The following is a 20,737-nucleotide window of genomic DNA, read 5'->3' on the forward strand; positions in this document are numbered from 1 at the left end:
GATGGCGGAGAACGGCCGGGTCGGGTCGGGGCGTACCGCCGCGCACGACATGTTCGACGCGGACGTGGCCTCCCGGGCCCTCGGCATCGAGCTGGTCTCCGCCGCCGGCGGCGCCGCGGTGGCCCGGATGCGGGTGACCGCGAGCATGCTCAACGGGCACGGCATCGGTCACGGTGGCTTCGTCTTCCTGCTCGCCGACACCGCGTTCGCGCTGGCCTGCAACAGCCACGGCCCGGTGACGGTCGCCGCCGGCGGCGAGATCAGCTTTCTGCGCCCGGTCCGCGAGGGTGACCTGCTGACCGCCCGGGCCACCGAACGCACCCGCTACGGCCGCAGCGGCATCTACGACGTCACGGTGTTCCGCGGCGACGAGGTGGTGGCCGAGTTCCGGGGTCGCAGCCGGACGGTGGCCCGCGAGGTCTGACCCGCGCGCCGCGCCGCCGTTGTCGGTGTTCTCCGGCACCATGACCGGATGACGGACATCGTGCTCTTCCACTCCGTGTACGGGCTCCGGCCGGCCACGCTGGCCCAGGCCGACCGGTTGCGCGCGGCCGGGCACCGGGTCGTCACCCCCGACCTGTACGGCGAGCCGCCCGTCGACACCGTGGAGGCGGGCTTCGCCCTGTTCGACAAGATCGGCCTGGACGAGGTGCTGCGCCGGGGCCGGGCCGCGCTGGCCCCGCTGCCGCCGGAGACGGTGCTGGCCGGCTGGTCGATGGGCGCAGGGGTGGCCGGCGCGCTGCTCGCCGAGCGGCCACATGCCGCCGCGCTGCTGCTCCTGCACGGTACCGGCGGCGATCCGGCCACCGTCCGCCGCGGCCTGCCGGTGCAGCTGCACCTCGCCGACCCCGACGAGTACGAGCCGTCGGACGAGGTCGACGAGTGGCGGCGGGCGATGACCGGGGCGGGGGCGGGGGTGCAGGTGTTCCGCTACCCGGGCGCGGGGCACTTCTTCACCGAACCGGACGTGCCGGACCACGACCCGCGGGCCGCCGAGCTGACCTGGGAGCGGGCGCTGGCCTTCCTCGCCGCGCTGCCCACCCCGTCGGCCGGCTGACCCCGACGCGCGCCCGGCGGACCGCGGCGTGCCGTTCCCTCTACCGGCCGCCGGGCCGGCACACGGTCGGGCAGGTCGAGACGCCGGCGCCGCACCTCCGTGGGGTGGATCAGGCCGCCCGCGCCGGCCGTGGACCGCCGTGCGACGGCGTCCGATCGGCGCGCTGCGCTGTCGCCGGCCGCAGTGCCACCACCACGCCGGCGGTGTCCCGGCCGACGGGTTGGGGCAGCGGTGACGGCGGGTGGGCGTGCGCGTCCGGTGCGGTGTGGCGGTCCCGGTGTACGACGGCATCGGCTGGTCGCCGGTGCGGGCGCGGCCCGACGGCGAGCCGGGGGAGGATCGGCACGACATCCTCGCGACGGCCCCGTTCGGCGCGCGGACCGCGTCCCGGGGCGGCGTGGAGACCGCCGACCGCCTGGCCGCGTGGCCCTCCCGCGGTGCTCGTCGTCGTCGGCGTCGACGCACCGTCCTTTTTCAAGCGCACGGCAGGCGCCAACCGGTCCGCGTGCACGCCGGTGCCGACGTGCTGGCGCAGGCCGCCGGGGGCGACCGCCGGGGCGGCGAGGGCGGGGGCCCGAGGAGGAACGACGCCGGCCGGGCGGGGCGTGCCGAGCCGCACGGGAGCGCCGGAGCGGCGGGCGGCGAGCCGGGCGGGTGCCGTGGACCGCCGCCACTGCTCGGCCCGCCGGCCGAACTCGGCGCGGACCGCCCGGGGCAGCCGGTCGTACGCGGCCCGGCGCAGGGCCGGGTCGACGATCTCGTACCGGCCGTGCCGGTCGCCCCGGACCAGGCCGTCGGCGGTGGCGAGCCGGCGCAGCAGCGCCGCCGCGCGCCCGGGCGCCCAGCCGAGCAGCCGGTCGACGGCCGGCGCGGTGAAGCCGACGCCCAGCGTGGCGCCCGCCGTCAGCACCGCGCGCCGCTGGGCGTCGAGCAGGTCCAGCCGGGCGGACGCGGTGCGGCGCACCGCCTCGGGCAGACCCGGTTCCCCGTCGCCGTCGCCGGCCGCGGCGACGTACGCGGCGGCGTATCCCGGCATGCCGGCGACCAGCGGCAGCAGGCGCCCGGCCAGCGCGGCCGGCCGGCCGGCGTGGGTGAGCAGCCGGCGCAGCAACCGGCCGGTGTCGACCGTGCCCAGCGGCGCCAGCGGCACCCGGCAGCGCCGGTCGCCGGGCACCGGGAGCGGATCGGCCAGCTGTGGCCGGTGGGTGGCGACCACGGCCAGCGGCAGCCCGCGCTGGGTGGCCGCCGCGAAGAGGGTCCGCAGGAAACGGTCCAGCTCCGGCGCGGCCCGGTCCAGGTCGTCGACGGCGACCACCACCGGCTGCCGGGCGGCCAGGGCCAGCAGCAGCTGGCGGCAGGCCACCGGCCCGCCGCCGGCCGGGGCGGCGCCCTCCGGCGCAGTGAGCAGCGCCGTCAGCGCGGCCACGGCCGGGACGGCCAGGGGCGGGGCGACCAGCCCGTGGACCAGGGCGGCCAGCCGCCGGTGGACCACCGCCGCCGGGTCCCGGCCGCGCACTCCGGCGAGGTCGCGCACCAGCTCGGCGATCGGCCCCGAGGCGCCCTGCGCGTACGGCGGGCAGTGCGTCACGCCCCAGCGCACCGCCACCCCGTCGACCTCCCGCAGCGTGCGGCGCAGCTCGTGCAGCAGGCGGCTGCGGCCGACGCCGTCCGGCCCGACCAGGGACACCCATCGTGGACGGTGCTCCCGGGCGACCCGGGCGAGCTGGTCGGCGACGGTGGCCAGCTCCCGGCGCCGGCCCACCAGCGGGCCCTCGTGCCGGGGCCGCCGCGGTCGGCCGGCCGCGGTGACCCGCCAGACGTCGACCGGCAGCGCCTTGCCGGCCAGCGCCACCGGGGCGAGCGGGCGCTGCTCGACCAGGTCGGCGGTGGCCCGGTGGGTGGCGGCGCAGACCACCACCCCGCCCGCCGGGGCGTACTCCTGCAGCCGGGAGGCGGTGGTGGTGACCGCGCCGCTGGCAGCGCCGTGCCCGCCGTCGTGGGCGGCGGCCAGGTCGACCACCGCCTCACCGGTGGCCACCCCGACCCGGACCCGCAGCCGCACGCCCCCCGGCATGGGCCGCCGGTCCAGGGCCCGCTGGATCTCCAGCGCCGCCCGGACCGCCCGGTACGCGTCGAGCCCGTCGGAGCGGCGCGCGCCGAACAGCGCCATCACCGCGTCCCCCACGTACTTCTCGACCACGCCGTGCCAGTGCCGCAGCACCCCGGCGACGGTGTCGAAGTACGCGCGTTGCAGCGCCCGGACGTCTTCGGGGTCGAGCCGTTCGGTCAGCGCCGTCGAGCCGACTATGTCGGCGAACAGCACGCTGACCACGCGCCGTTCCTCCCGCACCGGCCAGGGTGACGTGGTGACCGGCTGTTCCGGGTCGGGGCGCGGCGCCAGGCGCGCCGAGCCGGAACAGCCGTGGTCCTCCCGGCCGGTGGTGATCGTGGACAGTGGCATCGTGCCCACCCTTCCCCCCAGCAGTGGTGCCTTACGACCTCCGGAGACTGTCACCACCGGGCCGTCGGGGGATCTGCAGAACGACGTATGTCGTTCGGTCGCAACCTTTAGTCGCAATGTCGACGCGAGGAGTACCACAGCGGGATCAAGCCCGTAGAACGGTGCGGGGACCTGTGACTAGGCTGCGGTCATGGCCAGCGATGTGGACACCGCACCGCTCGTCGGCCGTGCCGACCAGCTGACGGCGCTGCGTTCCGCGCTGCTCGACGAGCTCGGGCCCGGGCAGACCGCCGCGGTCTTCGTCAGTGGCGAGAGCGGGGTGGGCAAGACCCGGCTGCTGCACGAGGTCGGGGCACGGCTGCGTGACGCGGGAGCGGTCGTGCTGACCGGGTCGTGCCTGGACATCGGCGACGCCTCCCCGTTGCATCCGGTGCTCCAGGCGCTGCGCCGCTTCGACGCCGAGCTGACCGCCACCCAGGCCCGCACCTCGTCGGCCGTCCGCGGCCTGCTGCGGATGTTCGCCGAGGAGACGGCCACGCCCGACGGTGGCGCGCTGCTGGAACGGGTCTCCCGCGGGCTGAGCCTGATCGCCGAGGGGCGCCCGCTGGTGCTCGTCCTCGACGACCTGCAGTGGGTCGACCGGAGCACCCGGCAGCTGCTGCTCTACCTCCTCGCCGGGCTGGGTGACCTCCAGCTCTCCGTGCTCGCCGCGGTGCGGGCCGAGTCGTTGCAGGGCGCCCACCCGCTGCGCCGGGTGCTCACCGAGCTGCGCCGGCTGCGCTCGGTCCGGGTGGTCGACCTGGCCCCGCTGGACCGCGCGGACACCGACCGGCTGGTCGCCGCGATCGTCGGCACGCCGCCGACGCCGGAGGCCGCCGAGCAGGTCTGGCAGCGCAGCGGCGGCAACCCCTTCGTGGTCGAGGAGCTGGCCCGCGACCTGCGTGACGGTCGTGACGGTCTCTCCGACACCCTGCGCGAGATCTTCCTGTCCCGGGTCGACGCGCTGCCCCAGCACGCGCACGCGGTCGTGCACGCCGTGGCCGCCGGCGTCGAACCGGTCGAGCACTGGCTGCTGGCCGAGGTGCTCGGCCTGCCCGAGCAGGAGCTGATCGAGGCGGTCCGCGCCGCCGTGGCGCACCGGCTGCTGGTCGGCGCCGACGACGGCTACCGGTTGCGGCACCGCCTGGTCGCCGAGGTGCTCGCCCACGAGCTGCTGCCCGCCGAGCGCAGCGCCCTGCACCGGCGCTACGCCGAGGCGCTCACCCGGGTGCCGGCGGAGCTGCACCAGGCCCGGCTGGCGCACCACTGGCGGCTGGCCGGCGAGCCCGGCCGGGCGTTGCCCGCGGCGATGGCCGCCGCCCGCGAGGCCGAGCGGCTGCACGGTTTCGCCGAGGCGCACCGGCACTGGTCGGTGGCGTTGCAGCTGGCCGACACCCCGGCGGCCGGGCCGGCGGAGGCCGCGCCGGTGGAGGTCGACCGGGCGGTGCTGCTGGAGCACGCGGCCGAGACGGCCCACCAGTGCGGCGAGCACGCGCGGGCGCTCTCCCTCCTCGCCGAGCTGGCCGGCGGCGACGACGCCGAGCCCTCCTGCGCGCTGCGCATCCGGCGGGCCCGCTACCTGGCCGCCGCCGGGCGGTCCGCGCCGGCCGAGGCCGAGTACCAGCGCGTCCTGGAAGCCGCCGACTGCACCGTCCGGGAACGGGCCACCGCCGCCGCGCACCTCGCCGAGCTGCTGCTGCACCTGGGCCGGTACGCCGACGCCGGCGCCCGGGCCCGGGAGGCGCTGGAGCTGGCGGCCCAGGTCGACGGCAGCACCACCGAGGTGGTGCTGGCCAGCTCGGCGCTCGGCTTCAGCGAGGCGTTCCTGGAGGACCCGGACGCCGGTCTGGCCGTGGTGCGGCGGGCGCTGGAGATCGCCGAGCGGGCCGGCCGCCCCGAGGACGTGGCGTGCGCGTACCTGCACCTGGCGGAGCTGCTGACCGGTCCGCTGAACATCCTCGAGGAGGGGGTGGTGGTGGCCCGCCGGGGCGCGGAGCGGGTCGCCGAGCTGGGCCTGGGACGCACCTACGAGACCCGGCTGCTGGCCATCGCCACCAACGGGTTGTTCCGGGTCGGGCAGTGGGCCGAGGCGGAGAAGGTCGTCGCGGCGGCGCTGCGGCACCGCCCGTCCGGCGCGGACGCGGTCGAGCTGCTGCTGGCCCGGTGCCGGCTCTCCGTCGGGTACGGCGACGTGGCGGCCTCCGACCGGGACCTGGAGGCGGTGGCCACCGTGCTGGCCGGTGGCGGGGCCCGCCACGTGCTGCCCATGCTGATCCTGCGGGCCGGGCTGGCGATGTGGCAGGGCCGGCCCGATCTGGCCCGGCAGGCCGTGCAGCGCGGCCTCACCGAGAGCCGCTCCGACGACGTGATGCTGCTGGCCACCCTCGCCTGGCACGGCCTGCGCGCCGAGGCGGAGGCGCACGCCGGCCGGACGGTGCCGGTCGACGAGACGGCGCTGCGGCGGCTGCGCGAGGTGGTCGACCGGGTGGCCCGCAAGAGCGCCCACGCGGCCCGGCCGGTACGCCTGGGCGTGGAGGGGTTCCTGGCGCTGTGCACGGCCGAGCTGAGCCGGCTCGACGGGCGCGGCGACCCCGAGCTGTGGGCCCGTTCGGCCACCGAGTGGGACCGGCGCAACCACCCGTACCCGGCGGCGTACTCGCGGCTGCGGCAGGCCGAGGCGCTGCTCGCCCGGCGCAGCCGCAGCGCGACCGCGGCCAAGCTGCTGCGCCGGGCGTACGAGATGGCGCAGTCTCTGGGCGCGGTGCCGTTGACCAGCGAGATCAGGGCGCTCGCGGGGCGGGCCCGGGTGGAGTTGGAGGAGCGGGCCCAGCCGGCGGGCGGCCGGGCGGCGACCCACGCCGAGCCGGTCAGCGACGAGCTGGCGGTGCTGACCGCCCGGGAGCGCGAGGTGCTCGCCGCGGTGGCCGAGGGGCTGACCAACAAGGAGATCGGCCAGCGGCTGTTCATCAGCGAGCGGACCATCGGCGTACACGTCTCGCACATCTTCGACAAGCTCCAGGTGCGTACCCGGGTCCAGGCCAGCGCGATCCACCTGCGCAACCGCGCCGACTGACCCCGAGCGGGGCCGGCGCGAATACGTCGTTCTACTGATCCCGTACGTCTGCGTCGCTGGAAGGCTGTCCAGCGACGCCGACGGCACGCCGGTGCCCCTGAACCATTGTGGAGGAGACATGACGGAACCGGTCTGGGGCCCGGTCCACGCCGACATCGTCGGTCTGCTGGCGGACCACCCGGGCGACGTGCCGGCGGTGGTGGACCACCTCACCAAGCTCCAGGACCTGCTGGTGCGGCTGCCACCGCTGGAGCGCAGCTGCCCGCTGGCCGACTTCAACGAGCTGTACCTGACCATCACCACCAGCGTGCTGGAGGGGCTGTACGACGGCTTCTTCGCCGATCCGGTCTTCCTGTCCCGGCTCGACGTGGAGTTCGCCACCCGCTACTTCGACGCGCTGCGGCTGTGGTCCGAGTCCAGCCCGAGCACCCCGAAGGCCTGGTCTTGCCTGTTCAAGCGGATGCGCGGCCCGGACGCCCGGCCGCTGCCGTCGGCGGCGGCGGGGGTCAACGCGCACATCAACTTCGACCTGCCGTTCGCGCTGGTGACGACCTTCGACCACCTGGAGTCCGAGCCGGTCGACGGCAGCGAGCAGCACCGCGACTATCTCAAGATCAATGACATCTTCGCCGACAAGATTCCGTCGCTGCGCCGCGGCTACCTGGAGCGGTGGCAGCTGCTGATCGACATGCTCAACGGTGACGTCGACGACTGGTACCAGGGCGAACTGGTGGAATACACCCGGGACGTGGCCTGGCGCAACGCGCAGAAGATCTGGCGCTGCCGGCACGACCCGCACGCCCGAGACTGCGAGCGCACGCGGCTGGACGACAACGCCGCAGCGCTCGGCCGGCTGCTGCTCTCGCCACTGGGGGCGTTTCTGCAGTAGCCGGGAACGGGGGGTCCCCGCGCTCCGGGAAACCGGGGCGCGGGGGCGCGTCCCCGCCGGGCAGGATGGCCGACAGGTGCCGTCCGCCACCACGACGCCGCGCCGTGCAACCCGGGTCCGCGCCGACCGCGGCTGAGTGAGCCGGGGTGTCGGCCGGCCCGCACCGGGTACGCGCGGGTCATGCCTGTGCACCGCTCCGCGTTCCGCTTCGACCCGGCCTTCCGGGCTCCGCTGGCGTTGCTCGGCGTCCGCCCGGAGACCTCCTGGGTCCTGGTGGACGACGAGGCGCTGGAGATCCGGTACGGACGCTGGCGGCTGCGCACGCCGCGGGCCAACGTCACCGGGGCGCAGATCGACGGGCCGTTCCGCTGGTGGCGGACGATCGGGCCGCACCTGTCGTTCGCCGACCGGGGGGTCACCTTCGGCAGCAGCACCGCCGCGGGGGTGTGTGTGCGGTTCGCCGAGCCCGTGCCGGCCCTCGTGGCGGGACCGTGGCTGCGCCACCCGGGCGCCACCGTCACCGTCTCCGACCCCGAGGCCCTGCGGGACGTGCTGGGCGGCCGGCCCGGCTGAGGCCTCCGGTCAGGTGGCCCGGGGCCGGGGATGATCTCCCGGCTTGCCGGTTCCGCCGAGCCGCGCCGCAGGGAGCGCCTACGGTCGGTGCAGGACCGTGGAGAGTGGGACGGGGCATGACGGACGGGCGGGACGGGGCGGCGCCGCGGCGTAGCCGGGGTCGGCGCGGACCGAGCGCGCCGGCGAATCCCGGGCGCGAGGTGCGGGCGGCCCGGGACCCGGCCCAGGGGGAGCGGACCCGCACCGGGCCGGTGGTGGTCCCCGAGTGCGTGGAGAGCCACGCCCGGACTCGGCCGCCGGCCGACCCGCTGCGGCGCTGGCTCTTCGCCCACCACGTGCAGGCGGTCGGCCCGGAGGCGGAGGAGGGCGCGCAGAAGCGCCACCCGTGGTGGCAGGTGATGTGCCTGACCGGCGTCGACTACTTCTCCACGCTGTCGTACCTGCCCGGCATCGCGGCGCTGGCCGCCGGGGCGCTCTCCCCGCTGGCCACCCTGCTCATCGTGGCGCTGACCCTGTTCGGGATGCTGCCGATGTACCGCCGGGTGGCCCGGGAGAGCCCGCACGGGCAGGGGTCGGTGGCGATGCTGGAGCGGCTGCTGCCGTTCTGGCGCGGCAAGATCTTCGTGCTGGTGCTGCTCGGTTTCGTCGCCACCTCGTGGATCATCACGATCACCCTCTCCGCCGCCGACGCCACGGTCCACCTGCTGGAGAACCCGTTGCTGCCGGAGTCCTTCCCGCACGGCACCCTGGCCGCCGTCGTGGTCACCGTGGTGCTGCTGCTGGTGCTCGGCGGGGTGTTCCTGATGGGTTTCAGCGAGGCGGTGACCGTGGCCATCCCGCTGGTCGCGGTCTTCCTCGGGCTGAACGCGGTGATCGTCGTCGTCGGGCTGGCCGAGCTGGTCGCGGACCCGTCGCTGGTGGGTGACTGGACCGGCGCCCTGACCGCCGGCGGGGCGGGCCCGGGTGACCTGCTGGGGCCCGCGGTGCTGGCCTTCCCGCTGCTGGTGCTGGGCCTGTCCGGCTTCGAGACCGGGGTCAGCATGATGCCCCTGGTCAAGGGGGAGGGGGCGGACCGGCAGCAGCGCCTCGAGGCGCGCATCCGCAACACCCGCAAGCTGCTCGCCGCCGCCTCGCTGATCATGTCGGTGTACCTGATCGCCACCACCTTCGTCACCACGGTGCTGATCCCGGCCGAGCAGTTCCGGCCGGATGGCGCGGCCAACGGCCGGGCCCTGGCCTGGCTGGCCCACGAGCACGTCGGCGAGGCGTTCGGCACCGTGTACGACATCAGCAGTGTGCTGATCCTCTGGTTCGCCGGCGCCTCGGCGATGGCCGGTCTGATCAACATCGTGCCCCGCTACCTGCCCTCGTACGGGATGGCGCCGGAGTGGGGCCGGGCGGTGCGCCCGGTGGTGATCGTCTACACCGGCATCAGCATCGCCATCACGATCGCCTTCCGGGCGGACGTCAACGCCCAGGCCGGCGCGTACGCGACCGGGATCCTGGCGATGATGGTCTCCGCCGCGGTGGCGGTGAGCATCGCGGCGGTGCGCGCCCACCACCGGGTCGCCGCGACCGGCTTCGGCGTGCTCACCGCCGTCCTGCTCTACGCCCTCGCCGAGAACGTGATCGAGAAGCCGGACGGCATCGCCATCTCGATGCTGTTCATCGCGGGGATCATCGCCGTCTCGCTGATCTCCCGGGTGTCGCGCACCACCGAGCTGCGGGCGGAGCGGATCGAGTTCGACGAGACCGCCCGGCGCTTCGTCGCCGAGTCGCTGGCGAACGACGGCCGGCTGCACCTGGTCGCCCACAAGCGCGCCAGCGGCTCGCTCAAGGAGTACCGGGTCAAGGAGCGGGCGCAGCGCGGCATGAACCCGGTGCCGGGCGCCGCCGACGTGCTCTTCCTGGAGATCGACGTGGTGGACCCCTCCCGGTTCAGCCAGGAACTGCGGGTGTGCGGCGTGGAGGTCGGCGGCTACCGGGTGCTGCGGGCCGCCAGCCCGGCGGTCCCGAACGCCATCGCCGCCATCCTGCTCGCCCTGCGCGACGGCACCGGCGTACGCCCGCACGCGCACTTCGAGTGGTCCGAGGGCAGTCCGGTCGCCCACCTGCTGCGCTACCTCATCCTGGGCCGGGGCGACACTCCGCCGGTGGTTCGGGAGATCATCCGCAGAAGCGAGCCGGACCCGGCCCGCCGGCCGGGCATCCACGTCGGCGGCTGACCGTTACCCAGCCTCCTAGGACGCCCTAGGGGTGGTGACGGACGTGATCGGGAGCGGACATGGAACGGCCCGCGCCCCGGGGGTGCGGGCGCGGGCGTTCCGGTCGGGGAGGCCTACTTGGAGGGCTCGGGCAGCTTGCAGTCGACCTTCGGGTTGGCGCCGATGTAGTTCAACGGCCCGGCCACGATGGTCACCAGGATCGTGCCGGCCTCGGCGCAGTTGGTGTCGTCGTTGCTGTAGTAGCCGCGCTGCCCGGCGGCTATCGCGCCGATGAGCAGCCAGATGACGACCAGTACTCCGAAAATCGACGTGCCGCGCATGGGGTGCCTCCAGAATCGTGGTGGGTCGAGGTGACGCACCTTGTACCCAGACGCGACGAACGGATAAACGGCATCCGGAACGGTCACCGGCGTACCGGCCGGATCAGTGTGGCGGGGAGGGCTGCTCGGGCGGCTTGCCCCGGCTGCGTAGGGCGTCCGCGACCGCCACGCCGGCGAGCACCACCATCGCGGCCGCGGCGGCGAAGAGCGGCGGCAGGAAGAGCACCGCCGGGGCGAGGGTCAGCAGGGCCAGCAACCCGCCGGGGCGCGACAGGGAGACCCGGCTGAACACCTCGTACTCGAAGGCGGACCGGCCGACCAGGAAGAGCGCCGGCCCGCCGAGGATGACCGCCGCCCACGCCGGCGGGGTGTGCCCCAGCGGCTCGTGCAGCACCAGGTCGAAGCCGGCCGCCGTGGTCACCACCCCGGCGACCAGCATCAGATGGGTGTACGGGGCGGACAGCAGGAACTTGCTCGGCGCCTGGGAGGCCTGGATGGCGTGCGGCAGCAGCTCGCCCGAGCGGTGCACGTAGATCCGCCAGAGCAGCAGCGTGGTGACGAAGGAGACGGCGAACGCGCCGATGTTCTCGCTCTCCGAGTGATGGAGGCTGAACATGGTGCCGATGACCAGGATGGCGTCGCCGAGCGCGATGATGAAGAACTGCTGGTAGCGCTCCGACAGGTGCTCGGCGGTGACGTTGCGCTGCCGCTCCGGGATGATCCCCAGCCCGGGCACCGGGTACGCGAGCCGGAAGCCGCCGTAGTCGATGGCCAGCGCCAACGCCCAGCACGCCTCCCGGGCGTGCCCGCTGACGGTGGAGCCGACGATCCAGGGGATCGCCGAGACGCTGAACCAGATGAAGATCCGGGCGGCCCGGCGCTGGGTCGGCCGGTGTCCGCGTACCGTGGGCATGAGGAACAGGCCCCGGCCGAGGTGGATCGCCACGTAGGTGCCGGCGAAGACCATGCCCCGGTCGGTGAAGGCGTGCGGGATGGCCGTGGTCATCAGCAGCGCGCCGAACATCACCGCCGTGACCAGCAGCTTGATCTCCCGGCGCTGCGGGTCGTACATGTCGGTGACCAGGGTGGTGATCGCCCACGTCCACCACACGGCCATCAGGATGATCAGGGACTGGCCCGCGTGCTGCCAGGTCAGGTCCGTGACCAGGCCGCGGGAGATGAGCGCGAGCGCGACGACGTAGACCAGGTCGAAGAAGAGTTCCAGCAGGGTCACCCGGCGGGGGCCCTCCGGATCGCGCAGCGGCGGCGGGTCGGCCTGCCGGGCGGGCGGGTCCGGCGGGGGTGCCTGCACGAGCTGCTCCTGCGGTACCGGGTCGTCGGCGCGGCGGGCCGCCGTCGCCCCTTCCACCGACCGTAGCGACGGCGGGCGGGGTGCGTGTCCGGTTCGGGGCTTTCCGGCCTGCCGCCGCCTGGTCGCCGGGCAGTTCCCGTACCGGGCGCTCCGGCCGGCCCGGCGGGCCGCACGGCGCTGCGCGAGCAGCACTGCGGATCTACGACGGGGTGGCGATCCGTCGCACGGAATGACCGCGCCCCCGGTGGTGACGATGCACTCCAGCAGGGACGGACCGCCGCTCTGGTGCCACGGCCACGTCGCCTCCGGCAACCGGCTGGTGCGCGACCGCCGGCGCGAGGGTCGGGTACCCGTGCGGTCCGGGCGAAAGAGTGCGGGCCGGCGACCGCGCCGAGGCGCGGCCACCGGCCCGCGTGGTGCTCAGTTCTGGTCGGCGCCCGGCCCGGGCAGCACCGCACCGGCCTCGGCGCCGGCCCCGGCCAGCACCTTCGCCTGCTGCGGCCAGGTGGCCAGGCTCGGCGCGGCACGCAGCCCGGCCGCCCGGATGGTGTCGCGCAGCGCCGCCTCGTCCAGCTCGGCCAGCTGGCGGTAGGTGCGGATCCCGGCGGCCTGCAACGCGGTGGCCATCTTCGGTCCGACGCCCTGGATGCGACGGAAGTCGTCCGCCGGGGCGTCCTCGTCCGCTGCGACCGGGGTCGCCGCGACGACCGGCGCGGCGGCGTCGGCCGGCGCCTCGTCCTCCATGGCCTTGCGAGGGGCGGGGATGACCGCGGCCGGAGCCGGAGTCTCGACCGGCGCATCGGCAGCGACGGGAACACCGACCTCGGCCGGCCGCTCGGCGGCCTCGTCCTCGTCGCGCCGGTCGGCGTCCTCGGCCGCGACCGGCTCCTCGACCTGCCCGGTCGGCACCGGGGTGACCTGCGGGGTCGCCTCGTCACCGGTGGGGCCCGCCTCGGCGTCCACCGCGCGGTCGTCGGCGCTGACCTCGACCGGCGCGACCGGCTCCACGTCGGCTCCGGCCGCGTCCGCGTCGGCCCGACTGTCGACGGCGTCGGCGTCGGCCCGGTCGTCGGTCGCGTCGGGCGAGTCGGTCCGGTTCGCGGCCAGGTCGACCTCGTCGGTGCCGGTCACGGCGACCGGACCGGCGGCGGTGTCCGCCGCGGCGGTCTCCTCGTCGGCGGTGAGCGGGGTGTGGTCGGCGGCCAGGGACGCGGCGGCGGGCGGAGTGTCGAGGTCGTGCGGGGTGTGCGCGTCGACCACGGCGGCGGGCGCCGGCGAGACGTCGACGGTGGCCGCCGGCTGGGGGGTGTCGACGGTGGCGGTCACCGTGGCGGCGGCCTTCTCCTGCTCGGAGAGCCCGACGACCGGGTCACCCTCCACCATGGGCTCCGGCTGCCGGGCGGTCGCCACGGCCTGCCGGCCGCGCGCCAGCCAACCGCCGGCTCCGCCCAGTACCAGGGCCAGGATCACGATCAGCCATTGCCCGAAAGTCGACGGCACGGCAAACCTCCCTCTTGCGTTGTCGGTGAAAGTCGCGAAAAAACTCGCCGCAGCTTCGCACACGCGCATGTCGGACGACAGGGAGGAGGGGCCATCGCGACGCAGGTGGGATGCACGGTGTCGGCGGGTGGCGACGGGATGACCGACGGTACGCCACACGGCTGGACCCGGCCGGGCCGCGGCGAGGTGCCGTCGTCGGGCCCGGCCGGGGGCTCAGTCCTCTTCGCCCCGATAGGTGTAGAAGTCGTCGACGAACTTGCGGGCCAGCCGCGGCACCCGGCTGGTGACGCCGAAGTAGCCGCGCGCCCCGAGCAGTGCGAGCCGGCCGACGACCGGCTTGTACATCCGGTCGTCGCCGCTGGTGCCGCTGCGCTGCAGCGAGTCGGCGACCCGGGCGAAGCCGTACGGCAGCATGGCCGCCTCGTAGTCGGCCACCGCTTGGAGCAGCGTCTTGTCGCCGGCGGCGGCCTGCCGCAGCTGCCGGCAGAGCAGCGCGGCGTCGCGCAGGGCGGTGTTCGCGCCGACGCCCCGGCCGGGGGTCATGGTGTGGATGGCGTCGCCGAGCAGCGTGACCGTGCTGCTCTTCCAGGGCGGCACCGGCTCGCTGGTGGACACCTTGATCGGCAGGGCGCTGCCGGGGTCGCTGCGGGCCAGCAGCTCCCGCAGGTGTGGATGCCAGTTGCGGGTCAGGTCCAGGGCGGTCTGGACCAGTTGCTCACCACGGCGCTGCATGATGTCCGGCGGGAACCGGCGGGCGGTGCTCCAGACGATCAGGTTGATGTTGTCGCGGGTGTTGTCGTGGCGCAGCCCGGGCCACTGGCGCAGCAGCGCGGCGTCGGCGTCGGCGACCTCGGGTTTGACGGCGCCGTTGGAGTCCCATTTGAACTCCATGACGTGCAGCACGCCCATCATGCCGCCGGCGCCGAAGATCAGGCTGATGCCCTGCTCGATGCGGTGCGGCAGCAGGGCCCGGGTGTGCGCGGTCAGCGGGATGCGGGTGGCGATGTTGATGGTGCCGGCGTCCCGGGTGACCGCGTGCGGCAGGTACTGGTGGCGTACCGCCGAGTGCGTGCCGTCGGCGGCCACCAGCAGGTCGCCGGTGGCGCTGGTGCCGTCGGCGAAGTACGCGGTGACGGTGCCGTCGTCGCGCTGCTCGTAGCGGGTGAAGGTCTTGTCGAAGTGGACGACGTCCTCCATGCCGGTGAGCAGCACCTGGCGCAGGGTCATCCGGGCCACCGAGCGTTCGGTGTTCACCGGGTCGGTGTCCGGGCGCAGGGTGAACGAGGCGGTCTGCCGCAGCCGCTGGGTGACCACGTTGAAGTAGCGGGGGGCGCGGGCGCAGGTGACCCGGTACGTGTCGAACAGCTCCGGGGGCAGGCAGTCGCGCAGCGCCCGGCTGCCGGTCGGGCCGATGCCGACCCGGTAGCCGAGCAGTCCCTCGCCCCGGGTGCGGTACCGCTCGTAGACGGACACCCGGATGCCGGCGCGGCGCAGCCCCTGCGCCAGGCAGAGCCCGCCCGTACCGGCGCCGATCACCAGGACGTGCGGTGGCCGGGAGGACACGGCGTCGGCCCCGCTCATCCGGCCGGACGCGGCGCGGGTACGTCGACGGCGTCCCAGCGGTAGAAGCAGCCGGCGATCGCGTCCCGCGGCGACCGCCAGGTCGGCAGGTAGGGGGAGGTGTGCGCGGAGAGCCGTTCGTTGACCTGGAGGTAGAGCGGGTGGTTGCGGGCGCCGGCCAGCGCGTCCGGGTCCACGTCCTCGGTCTCCATGAGGTGCACGCACAGGTCGTGCAGGCAGTACAGGGACCGGTGCCGGACGCCGGTCAGGGCGGGCAGCTCGGTCGCGTCGGATTCGGCGAAGATCTGCGCCACCCGACCCTCCGAGCCCGGGATGATCCTGCTGACGATCAGTAGACGACTCATGGGACCCCTCTCGCCGGTGGCGCTCCGCCCAGGTCGGAGACCGCGGTCTGCTCTGCGGCCCACCCTGCCGGTACGGCTGTCACCTGGCCGTCACGCGTGGCGCGCTTCCAGTGACGCCGGTCAGTGCCCGCGGGGCGCGACCCGGGCGGCCGGTGGCCGGCGGGGGCCACCGGGGAGTTCCCGGGTGGCGTCGCGGATCGGCGCGAGGGTCTCGTCGAGCAGCGCGGTCATCGCCGCGGAAGGTTCCAGGCGCAGCTCCCGCAGCAGCAGGTCCCGGTAGACGTAGAAGGCGTGCACCGCCTCGAAGGCGTTGCCCTCGGCGAGGTGGATGCGGACCACCAGCCGGTGTGGCGTCTCCCGCAGCGGCTCGGCCGACATCGCCTCCAGCGCGGCCTCCAGCGCCTCGCCGTGGCGGCCGGCCGCCAGGTGATGGCCGGCCAGCTCCTCCAGCATGTGCAGGCGCAGCTGGCGCAGCCGCTCCCGGTCGGCGAGGACCCAGTCGTCGTACCAGCCGGGGAGCAGGTCGTGCCGGCCGGCGGCGAGCGTGGCGGCGGCGCACGGATCGTCGCCGTCGCGGATCCGGGCGGCCGTGCCGACCAGGGCGTCGACGTCGACCCGGACGACCGGCTCCAGCCGTACCGTGTCGCCGGCGGTGGTGAACGGGCAGCAGGGGTCCTGGCGCAGCCGCCAGAGGGCGGTGCGCAGCGAGGAGAGCGCCCGGTCCTCCGGCGCGTCCGGCCAGAGCAGGCCTGCCAGGTGGCTGCGGGTGGCGCCGGGGCGCAGCGCGATCAGGGCGATGACCCGTTGCAGGCCCCGGGGGACCACGACCGGCGTGCCGTCGTGCAGCAGCCGGAATCCGCCGAGCAGGTGCAGCGTGATGTCCGTGCCGGGCCGGTGCCCGGTGGTCGGCATGGACGGTTCAGCGGCCACGGCGGCACCCCCTGCGGAACGCGCGTCCCGACTCCTCGTGTGTCCCCGGTGCGGCTGCCCAAGACCCCACTGTCGGATCGCCGCGCCGCGACGCGGCGTCGCGCGCCACCGGGCTGACCGTGATGAAGATTATCAATCGTGGTCACTCTCGGTCAATGTCGTTGACGGCGGCCGGCTGCCGTACGCGCATCCGTGAAAACCCTTCTGAACTGCGGATAGTGCGTGACGGTCAGGGTGTTCGCACAGCGGATACACAGCATCCGTCAACGCACCGTCACGAACCTGCGTCGCCGGTCGGTGTCCGGTGACGCCCCGGTGACGGCGGCCCGCGCATCGTGTCGGCAGTCGTCCGGCTCGGCCGGCGCGGTCCGTACCGCGTCGCCGCGCCGTGGGGGGAGGCCCGTCCATGGAGCGTTCGCTGATCGTCGCGAAGGTGGTTCCCACCGCCGAGGCGCAGGTCGCCGCGATCTTCGCCGAGTCCGACGCGACCGAGCTGCCGCGCCTGGTCGGCGTCCGGCACCGGTCGCTCTACCGGCTGCACGACCTCTACGTGCACCTGCTGGAGACGGAGTCACCGGCGGAGGGCGCGGTCGAGGCGGCCCGGGGGCATCCGGAGTTCGAGCGGGTCAGCGCGCGGCTCCGCCCGTTCATCTCGCCGTACCTGCCGACCTGGCGGGAACCCCGAGACGCGATGGCGCGCTGCTTCTACCGCTTCGACGCGACGGCTTCCGCCGGGCGGCGGCCGTGACCGCCACCGCACCCCGGGAAGGGGAGCTCTGGTCCCGCTGCGCCGGCTGCGCGTCGCTGCTGTACCGCAAGCGCCTGCGCCGCAACCTCGACGTCTGCCCGGAGTGCGGGGAGCACACCCGGCTCGCCGCCCCGGAGCGGCTGCGCCAGCTGGTGGACCCGGGGTCGTTCACCCCGCTGCCGGACCGGCCGGCCGAGGTGGACCCGATCGACTTCGTCGACGTGCTGTCGTACCGGCACCGGCTCAGCGCGGCCCGGGCCGGCACCGGGCTGGCGGAGGCGGTGGTCTGCGGCACCGCCACCATCGGTCACCAGCGGTGCGCGCTGGCCGTGATGGACTTCCGGTTCCTCGGCGGCAGCCTCGGCGCGGCCGTCGGTGAACTGATCACCCTGGCGGCGGAGCGGGCGCTGGAGGACGGCGTCCCGCTGGTCCTGGTGACCGCCTCCGGCGGGGCGCGGATGCAGGAGGGCGCGCTGTCGCTGATGCAGATGGCCACGGTCAGCCAGGCCGTCGCCGCGCTGCGCGAGGCCGGGCTGCTCACCGTCAGCGTGCTCACCGACCCCACGTACGGGGGTGTGGCCGCGTCGTTCGCCACCAACACCGACGTGGTGCTCGCCGAGACCGGCGCCCGGATGGGCTTCGCCGGCCCCCGGGTGATCCGGCAGGTCACCGGGCGGGCGCTGCCGGAGGGCTTCCAGACCGCGGCGTTCCTGCTGCGGCACGGCCAGGTGGACATGGTGGTGCCGCGGCACGCGCTGCGCGGACGGCTGGTGGCGCTGCTCGCCGCCGCCCGGGCCGGCCGCCGCGCCCGGAGCCGGCCCGCCGTACCCCGGCAGGAGCCCGCGCCCGCCGCGCGCCCGGCCGCCGTCGCGACGCCGCGGGCCGTCGCGGCCGCCGCGGCGCCCGCCGACGCCTGGCAGACGGTACGGCTGGCCCGGCACCCCGGCCGGCCGACCACCCTGGACTACCTGGACAGCGCCTTCGAGGGCTTCGTGGAGCTGCACGGCGACCGGCTCGGCGGGGACTGCCCGGCGGTGGTCGGCGGCCTGGCCCGCCTCGACGGGCGGCACCTGATGGTGATCGGTCACCAGAAGGGCCACACCACCGGTGAGCTGGTGGCGCGCAACTTCGGCATGGCCAGCCCGGCCGGGCACCGCAAGGCGCTGCGGCTGATGCGCCTCGCCGCCCGCCTCGGCCTGCCGGTGGTCACCCTGGTGGACACCCCCGGGGCGGACCCGGGCGTCGGCGCCGAGGAGCAGGGGCAGGCGGCGGCGATCGCGGAGAACATCCTCTCGCTCAGCGTGCTGCCCACCCCGGTCGTCGCGGTGATCACCGGTGAGGGGGGCAGCGGCGGGGCGCTCGCGCTGGCCGTCGCCGACCGGGTGCTGATGCTGCAGCACGCCGTCTACTCGGTGATCAGTCCGGAGGGCTGCGCCGCCATCCTCTGGCCGGACCGCGGGGCCGCCCCGCAGGCGGCCCGGGCGCTGCGGCTGACCGCCCCCGACCTGTGCCGGCTCGGCGTCGTCGACGACCTCGTCGCCGAACCGGTGCCGGCCGCCCACCACGACCCGGAGGCGGCCGCCCGGGCGCTGCGCGAGGCGGTGCTGGCCAACCTGCTGCCCCTGCTCGACGTGCCGCCGGCCACCCTGGTGCGCCGACGCCGCCAGCGGTTCCGGCGCTTCGGTGCCGCCCGCGCCGGCCTGCGGGCGGGTGCCCGGTGAGCGCCGGGACCGTCCCGCCGGGCGCCGCCCCGTCGGGCGCCGCCCCGTCGGGCGCCGGCGACGCGGAGCTGGCGCACGAGGTGGACTCCGTACTGGCCGACCTGCGCCGGCACGCCCGGCAGCTCGTCGCCGAGGTCGCCGGCCCGGTCCGCCGGGTGCGGCTGCGCAGCGGCGACACGGTGCTGGAGGTGGAGTGGCACGAGAGCGCGGCGGCGGAGCCCGGACCGGCCCCGGCCGCCCCGGCGGTGCTCCCCGCGCCGCCGCCGCCCGCGCCCCGTCCGGCGGCCCCGGCCGGCCGCGTCGAGGTGCGCTCGCCGATGGTCGGCACCTTCTACCGGGCGCCCGAGCCGGGCGCCGCGCCCTTCGTCACCGTCGGTGACGTGGTCCGGCCCGGGCAGGTGGTCGGCATCGTCGAGGCGATGAAGCTGATGAACGAGGTGACCGCGGAGCGGTCCGGCCGGGTGGTCGAGGTGCTGGTCGACGACGGCCGCCCGGTGGAGTACGACCAGCCGCTGGTCACGCTGGATCCGGCCTGAGGTGGTGGGGATGTTCGAGAAGGTGCTCGTCGCCAACCGGGGCGAGATCGCGCTGCGGGTGCTGCGCGCCTGCCGGGAACTGGGCGTGCGGACGGCGGTGGTGTACTCCACCGCGGACGCCGACTCGGCCCCGGTGCGGATGGCCGACGAGGCGGTCCTGATCGGACCGGCGGTGAGCCGGCGCAGCTACCTCAACGCTGCCGCCATCGTCGAGGCCGCCCGCCAGGTCGGGGCGCAGGCCGTGCACCCCGGCTACGGGTTCCTCTCCGAGGACGCCGACTTCGCCGAGATCTGCGCCGACAACGGGCTGGTCTTCATCGGCCCGCCGCCGCAGGTGATGGCCGCGCTGGGCGACAAGTCCTCGGCGCGGGCGCTGATGAGCCGGGCGGGGCTGCCGTTGCCGCCGGGCAGCGTCAGCCCGGTGCCGAGCGCCGAGCAGGCTGCACAGGTCGCCGCCGAGGTGGGCTACCCGGTGATCGTGAAGGCCGCGGCCGGGGGCGGCGGGCGGGGGATGACGGTGGTCCGGTCCCCGGCCGAGCTGCCCCGGGCGTACGCGCGCACGCGGGCCGCCGCGCAGGCCGCCTTCGGCGACGACCGGGTGTACGTGGAGCGCTACCTGACCGACGCCCGGCACGTCGAGGTGCAGCTGCTCTGCGACAACCACGGCAACGGCGTGCACCTGGGCACCCGGGACTGCTCGGTGCAGCGACGGCACCAGAAGCTGGTGGAGGAGGCGCCCGCGCCGGCGTTGTCCGCCCGGACCCTGGAGACCATCGCGGAGACGGCCCTGCACGGCGCGCTGGAGGCCGGCTTCACCGGCGCCGGCACGATGGAGTTCCTGGTCGACGCCGAGGAGCGGTTCCACTTCCTGGAGATCAACTGCCGGATCCAGGTGGAACACCCGGTCACCGAGATGATCACCGGGATCGACCTGGTCCACGAGCAGCTGCACATCGCCGCCGGCCTGCCGCTGCGGCTGCGCCAGCAGGACGTGCGACCGCACGGGGTGGCCGTGGAGTGCCGGGTCAACGTGGAGGACCCGGACCGCGACTTCGCCCCGACCCCCGGCCGGCTGGACCGCTTCGTCCCGCCCGGCGGGCCGTTCACCCGGGTCGACACCCACGGCCACCCCGGCTACCTGGTCGGGCCGTACTACGACTCGCTGCTGGCCAAGGTGGCGGTCTGGGCGCCGGACCGGGAGCTGGCGCTGAACCGGCTGGAACGCGCGCTGGAGGAGTTCGACATCGCCGGGCCGGGGGTGCGCACCACCATCCCGTTCGTCCGGCGGGTGCTCGACGACCCCGCGTTCCGCAAGGGCCGCTACACCACCTCGCTGGTGGAGCGCCTGCTCGCCGAGGGGCACCCGGCCGAGGCCGCCGCGCCGCCCGGAGCTGTCCACCACCACCCGCAGCGGCTGCCGGATGGCCA

At 75.4% G+C, this 20,737-nt stretch carries 16 protein-coding genes and 1 pseudogene; 10 read left to right on the forward strand and 7 right to left on the reverse strand.

Annotated features, from left to right (window positions below):
• Position 1 precedes the first annotated feature (1 nt).
• Together paaI and ACSNN7_RS12560 are read left to right on the forward strand one after the other, a co-directional pair.
• Positions 2 to 424 (forward strand): hydroxyphenylacetyl-CoA thioesterase PaaI, encoded by a 423-nt coding sequence (gene paaI, locus ACSNN7_RS12555; RefSeq protein WP_436680913.1) that lies wholly within the window; start codon positions 2 to 4, stop codon positions 422 to 424.
• A gap of 48 nt (positions 425 to 472) precedes the next feature.
• Complete coding sequence (locus tag ACSNN7_RS12560; RefSeq protein WP_436680914.1) at positions 473 to 1,057, forward strand: dienelactone hydrolase family protein; 585 nt, start codon at positions 473 to 475, stop codon at positions 1,055 to 1,057.
• A 109-nt stretch (positions 1,058 to 1,166) separates the two neighbouring features.
• Here the strand turns inward: ACSNN7_RS12560 and ACSNN7_RS12565 are convergent, their stop codons facing one another.
• A complete protein-coding gene (locus ACSNN7_RS12565; protein ID WP_436680915.1) occupies positions 1,167 to 3,518 on the reverse strand; it encodes an AAA family ATPase in 2,352 nt (783 codons plus the stop codon).
• Positions 3,519 to 3,708: 190 nt separating this feature from the next.
• On the opposite strand from ACSNN7_RS12565, the gene ACSNN7_RS12570 reads away from it, so the two are divergent.
• From ACSNN7_RS12570 to ACSNN7_RS12585, 4 genes are all read left to right on the forward strand, one after another.
• Positions 3,709 to 6,630, forward strand: coding sequence for a helix-turn-helix transcriptional regulator (locus tag ACSNN7_RS12570; protein WP_436680916.1), 2,922 nt, complete (start codon positions 3,709 to 3,711; stop codon positions 6,628 to 6,630).
• Between the two features lie 118 nt (positions 6,631 to 6,748).
• Complete coding sequence (locus tag ACSNN7_RS12575) at positions 6,749 to 7,519, forward strand: DUF5995 family protein (RefSeq protein WP_436680917.1); 771 nt, start codon at positions 6,749 to 6,751, stop codon at positions 7,517 to 7,519.
• Positions 7,520 to 7,699: 180 nt separating this feature from the next.
• Positions 7,700 to 8,092 carry a hypothetical protein gene (locus ACSNN7_RS12580; RefSeq protein WP_436680918.1) on the forward strand — a complete coding sequence of 131 codons (393 nt, stop codon included), beginning with the start codon at positions 7,700 to 7,702 and terminating at the stop codon, positions 8,090 to 8,092.
• Between the two features lie 116 nt (positions 8,093 to 8,208).
• Positions 8,209 to 10,317, forward strand: a complete 2,109-nt coding sequence (locus ACSNN7_RS12585; RefSeq protein WP_436680919.1) for an amino acid transporter — start codon at positions 8,209 to 8,211, stop codon at positions 10,315 to 10,317.
• Positions 10,318 to 10,430: 113 nt separating this feature from the next.
• On the opposite strand, the gene ACSNN7_RS12590 is transcribed toward ACSNN7_RS12585, so the two are convergent.
• From ACSNN7_RS12590 to ACSNN7_RS12615, 6 genes and pseudogenes are all read right to left on the reverse strand, one after another.
• The gene (locus tag ACSNN7_RS12590; protein WP_088961651.1) at positions 10,431 to 10,637 is read right to left on the reverse strand and encodes a hypothetical protein; all 207 of its coding nucleotides are present in this window, start codon (positions 10,635 to 10,637) and stop codon (positions 10,431 to 10,433) included.
• A 103-nt stretch (positions 10,638 to 10,740) separates the two neighbouring features.
• Positions 10,741 to 12,006, reverse strand: a complete 1,266-nt coding sequence (locus tag ACSNN7_RS12595) for a low temperature requirement protein A (protein ID WP_436680920.1) — start codon at positions 12,004 to 12,006, stop codon at positions 10,741 to 10,743.
• A gap of 363 nt (positions 12,007 to 12,369) precedes the next feature.
• A pseudogene (locus ACSNN7_RS12600) lies at positions 12,370 to 12,684 on the reverse strand (helix-hairpin-helix domain-containing protein); the annotation flags it as partial.
• 978 nt (positions 12,685 to 13,662) lie between these two features.
• Positions 13,663 to 15,012, reverse strand: coding sequence for an FAD-dependent oxidoreductase (locus ACSNN7_RS12605; RefSeq protein ID WP_436680928.1), 1,350 nt, complete (start codon positions 15,010 to 15,012; stop codon positions 13,663 to 13,665).
• A gap of 14 nt (positions 15,013 to 15,026) precedes the next feature.
• A complete protein-coding gene (locus tag ACSNN7_RS12610) occupies positions 15,027 to 15,374 on the reverse strand; it encodes a TcmI family type II polyketide cyclase (RefSeq protein WP_436680921.1) in 348 nt (115 codons plus the stop codon).
• A 120-nt stretch (positions 15,375 to 15,494) separates the two neighbouring features.
• The gene (locus ACSNN7_RS12615; protein WP_436680922.1) at positions 15,495 to 16,304 is read right to left on the reverse strand and encodes an AfsR/SARP family transcriptional regulator; all 810 of its coding nucleotides are present in this window, start codon (positions 16,302 to 16,304) and stop codon (positions 15,495 to 15,497) included.
• Positions 16,305 to 16,710: 406 nt separating this feature from the next.
• Here ACSNN7_RS12615 and ACSNN7_RS12620 point away from each other — a divergent pair, with 406 nt between their 5' ends.
• From ACSNN7_RS12620 to ACSNN7_RS12635, 4 genes are all read left to right on the forward strand, one after another.
• The gene (locus ACSNN7_RS12620; protein WP_436680923.1) at positions 16,711 to 17,052 is read left to right on the forward strand and encodes a TcmI family type II polyketide cyclase; all 342 of its coding nucleotides are present in this window, start codon (positions 16,711 to 16,713) and stop codon (positions 17,050 to 17,052) included.
• Positions 17,049 to 18,773 (forward strand): acetyl-CoA carboxylase carboxyltransferase subunit alpha, encoded by a 1,725-nt coding sequence (locus tag ACSNN7_RS12625; RefSeq protein ID WP_436680924.1) that lies wholly within the window; start codon positions 17,049 to 17,051, stop codon positions 18,771 to 18,773. Before ACSNN7_RS12620 ends, ACSNN7_RS12625 begins: the two co-directional genes overlap by 4 nt.
• Complete coding sequence (gene accB, locus ACSNN7_RS12630; RefSeq protein WP_436680925.1) at positions 18,770 to 19,309, forward strand: acetyl-CoA carboxylase biotin carboxyl carrier protein; 540 nt, start codon at positions 18,770 to 18,772, stop codon at positions 19,307 to 19,309. Before ACSNN7_RS12625 ends, accB begins: the two co-directional genes overlap by 4 nt.
• A 10-nt stretch (positions 19,310 to 19,319) precedes the next feature.
• On the forward strand, positions 19,320 to 20,737 hold a 1,418-nt coding region (locus tag ACSNN7_RS12635; protein ID WP_436680926.1), incomplete at its 3' end, for an acetyl-CoA carboxylase biotin carboxylase subunit.

Source organism: Micromonospora sp. URMC 105 (genome assembly GCF_051386295.1).
In the GTDB taxonomy this organism is placed as follows: Bacteria; Actinomycetota; Actinomycetes; order Mycobacteriales; family Micromonosporaceae; genus Micromonospora.

Bases quoted from the DNA above. Each gene is read 5' to 3' on its own strand.
- ACSNN7_RS12610 (WP_436680921.1), bottom strand. From the start codon at position 15,374: ATGAGTCGTCTACTGATCGTCAGCAGGATCATCCCGGGCTCGGAGGGT.
- ACSNN7_RS12570 (WP_436680916.1), top strand. From the start codon at position 3,709: ATGGCCAGCGATGTGGACACCGCACCGCTCGTCGGCCGTGCCGACCAG.
- ACSNN7_RS12560 (WP_436680914.1), top strand. From the start codon at position 473: ATGACGGACATCGTGCTCTTCCACTCCGTGTACGGGCTCCGGCCGGCC.
- ACSNN7_RS12575 (WP_436680917.1), top strand. From the start codon at position 6,749: ATGACGGAACCGGTCTGGGGCCCGGTCCACGCCGACATCGTCGGTCTG.
- ACSNN7_RS12590 (WP_088961651.1), bottom strand. From the start codon at position 10,637: ATGCGCGGCACGTCGATTTTCGGAGTACTGGTCGTCATCTGGCTGCTC.
- ACSNN7_RS12620 (WP_436680923.1), top strand. From the start codon at position 16,711: ATGGAGCGTTCGCTGATCGTCGCGAAGGTGGTTCCCACCGCCGAGGCG.
- ACSNN7_RS12585 (WP_436680919.1), top strand. From the start codon at position 8,209: ATGACGGACGGGCGGGACGGGGCGGCGCCGCGGCGTAGCCGGGGTCGG.
- paaI (WP_436680913.1), top strand. From the start codon at position 2: ATGGCGGAGAACGGCCGGGTCGGGTCGGGGCGTACCGCCGCGCACGAC.
- ACSNN7_RS12580 (WP_436680918.1), top strand. From the start codon at position 7,700: ATGCCTGTGCACCGCTCCGCGTTCCGCTTCGACCCGGCCTTCCGGGCT.
- ACSNN7_RS12565 (WP_436680915.1), bottom strand. From the start codon at position 3,518: ATGCCACTGTCCACGATCACCACCGGCCGGGAGGACCACGGCTGTTCC.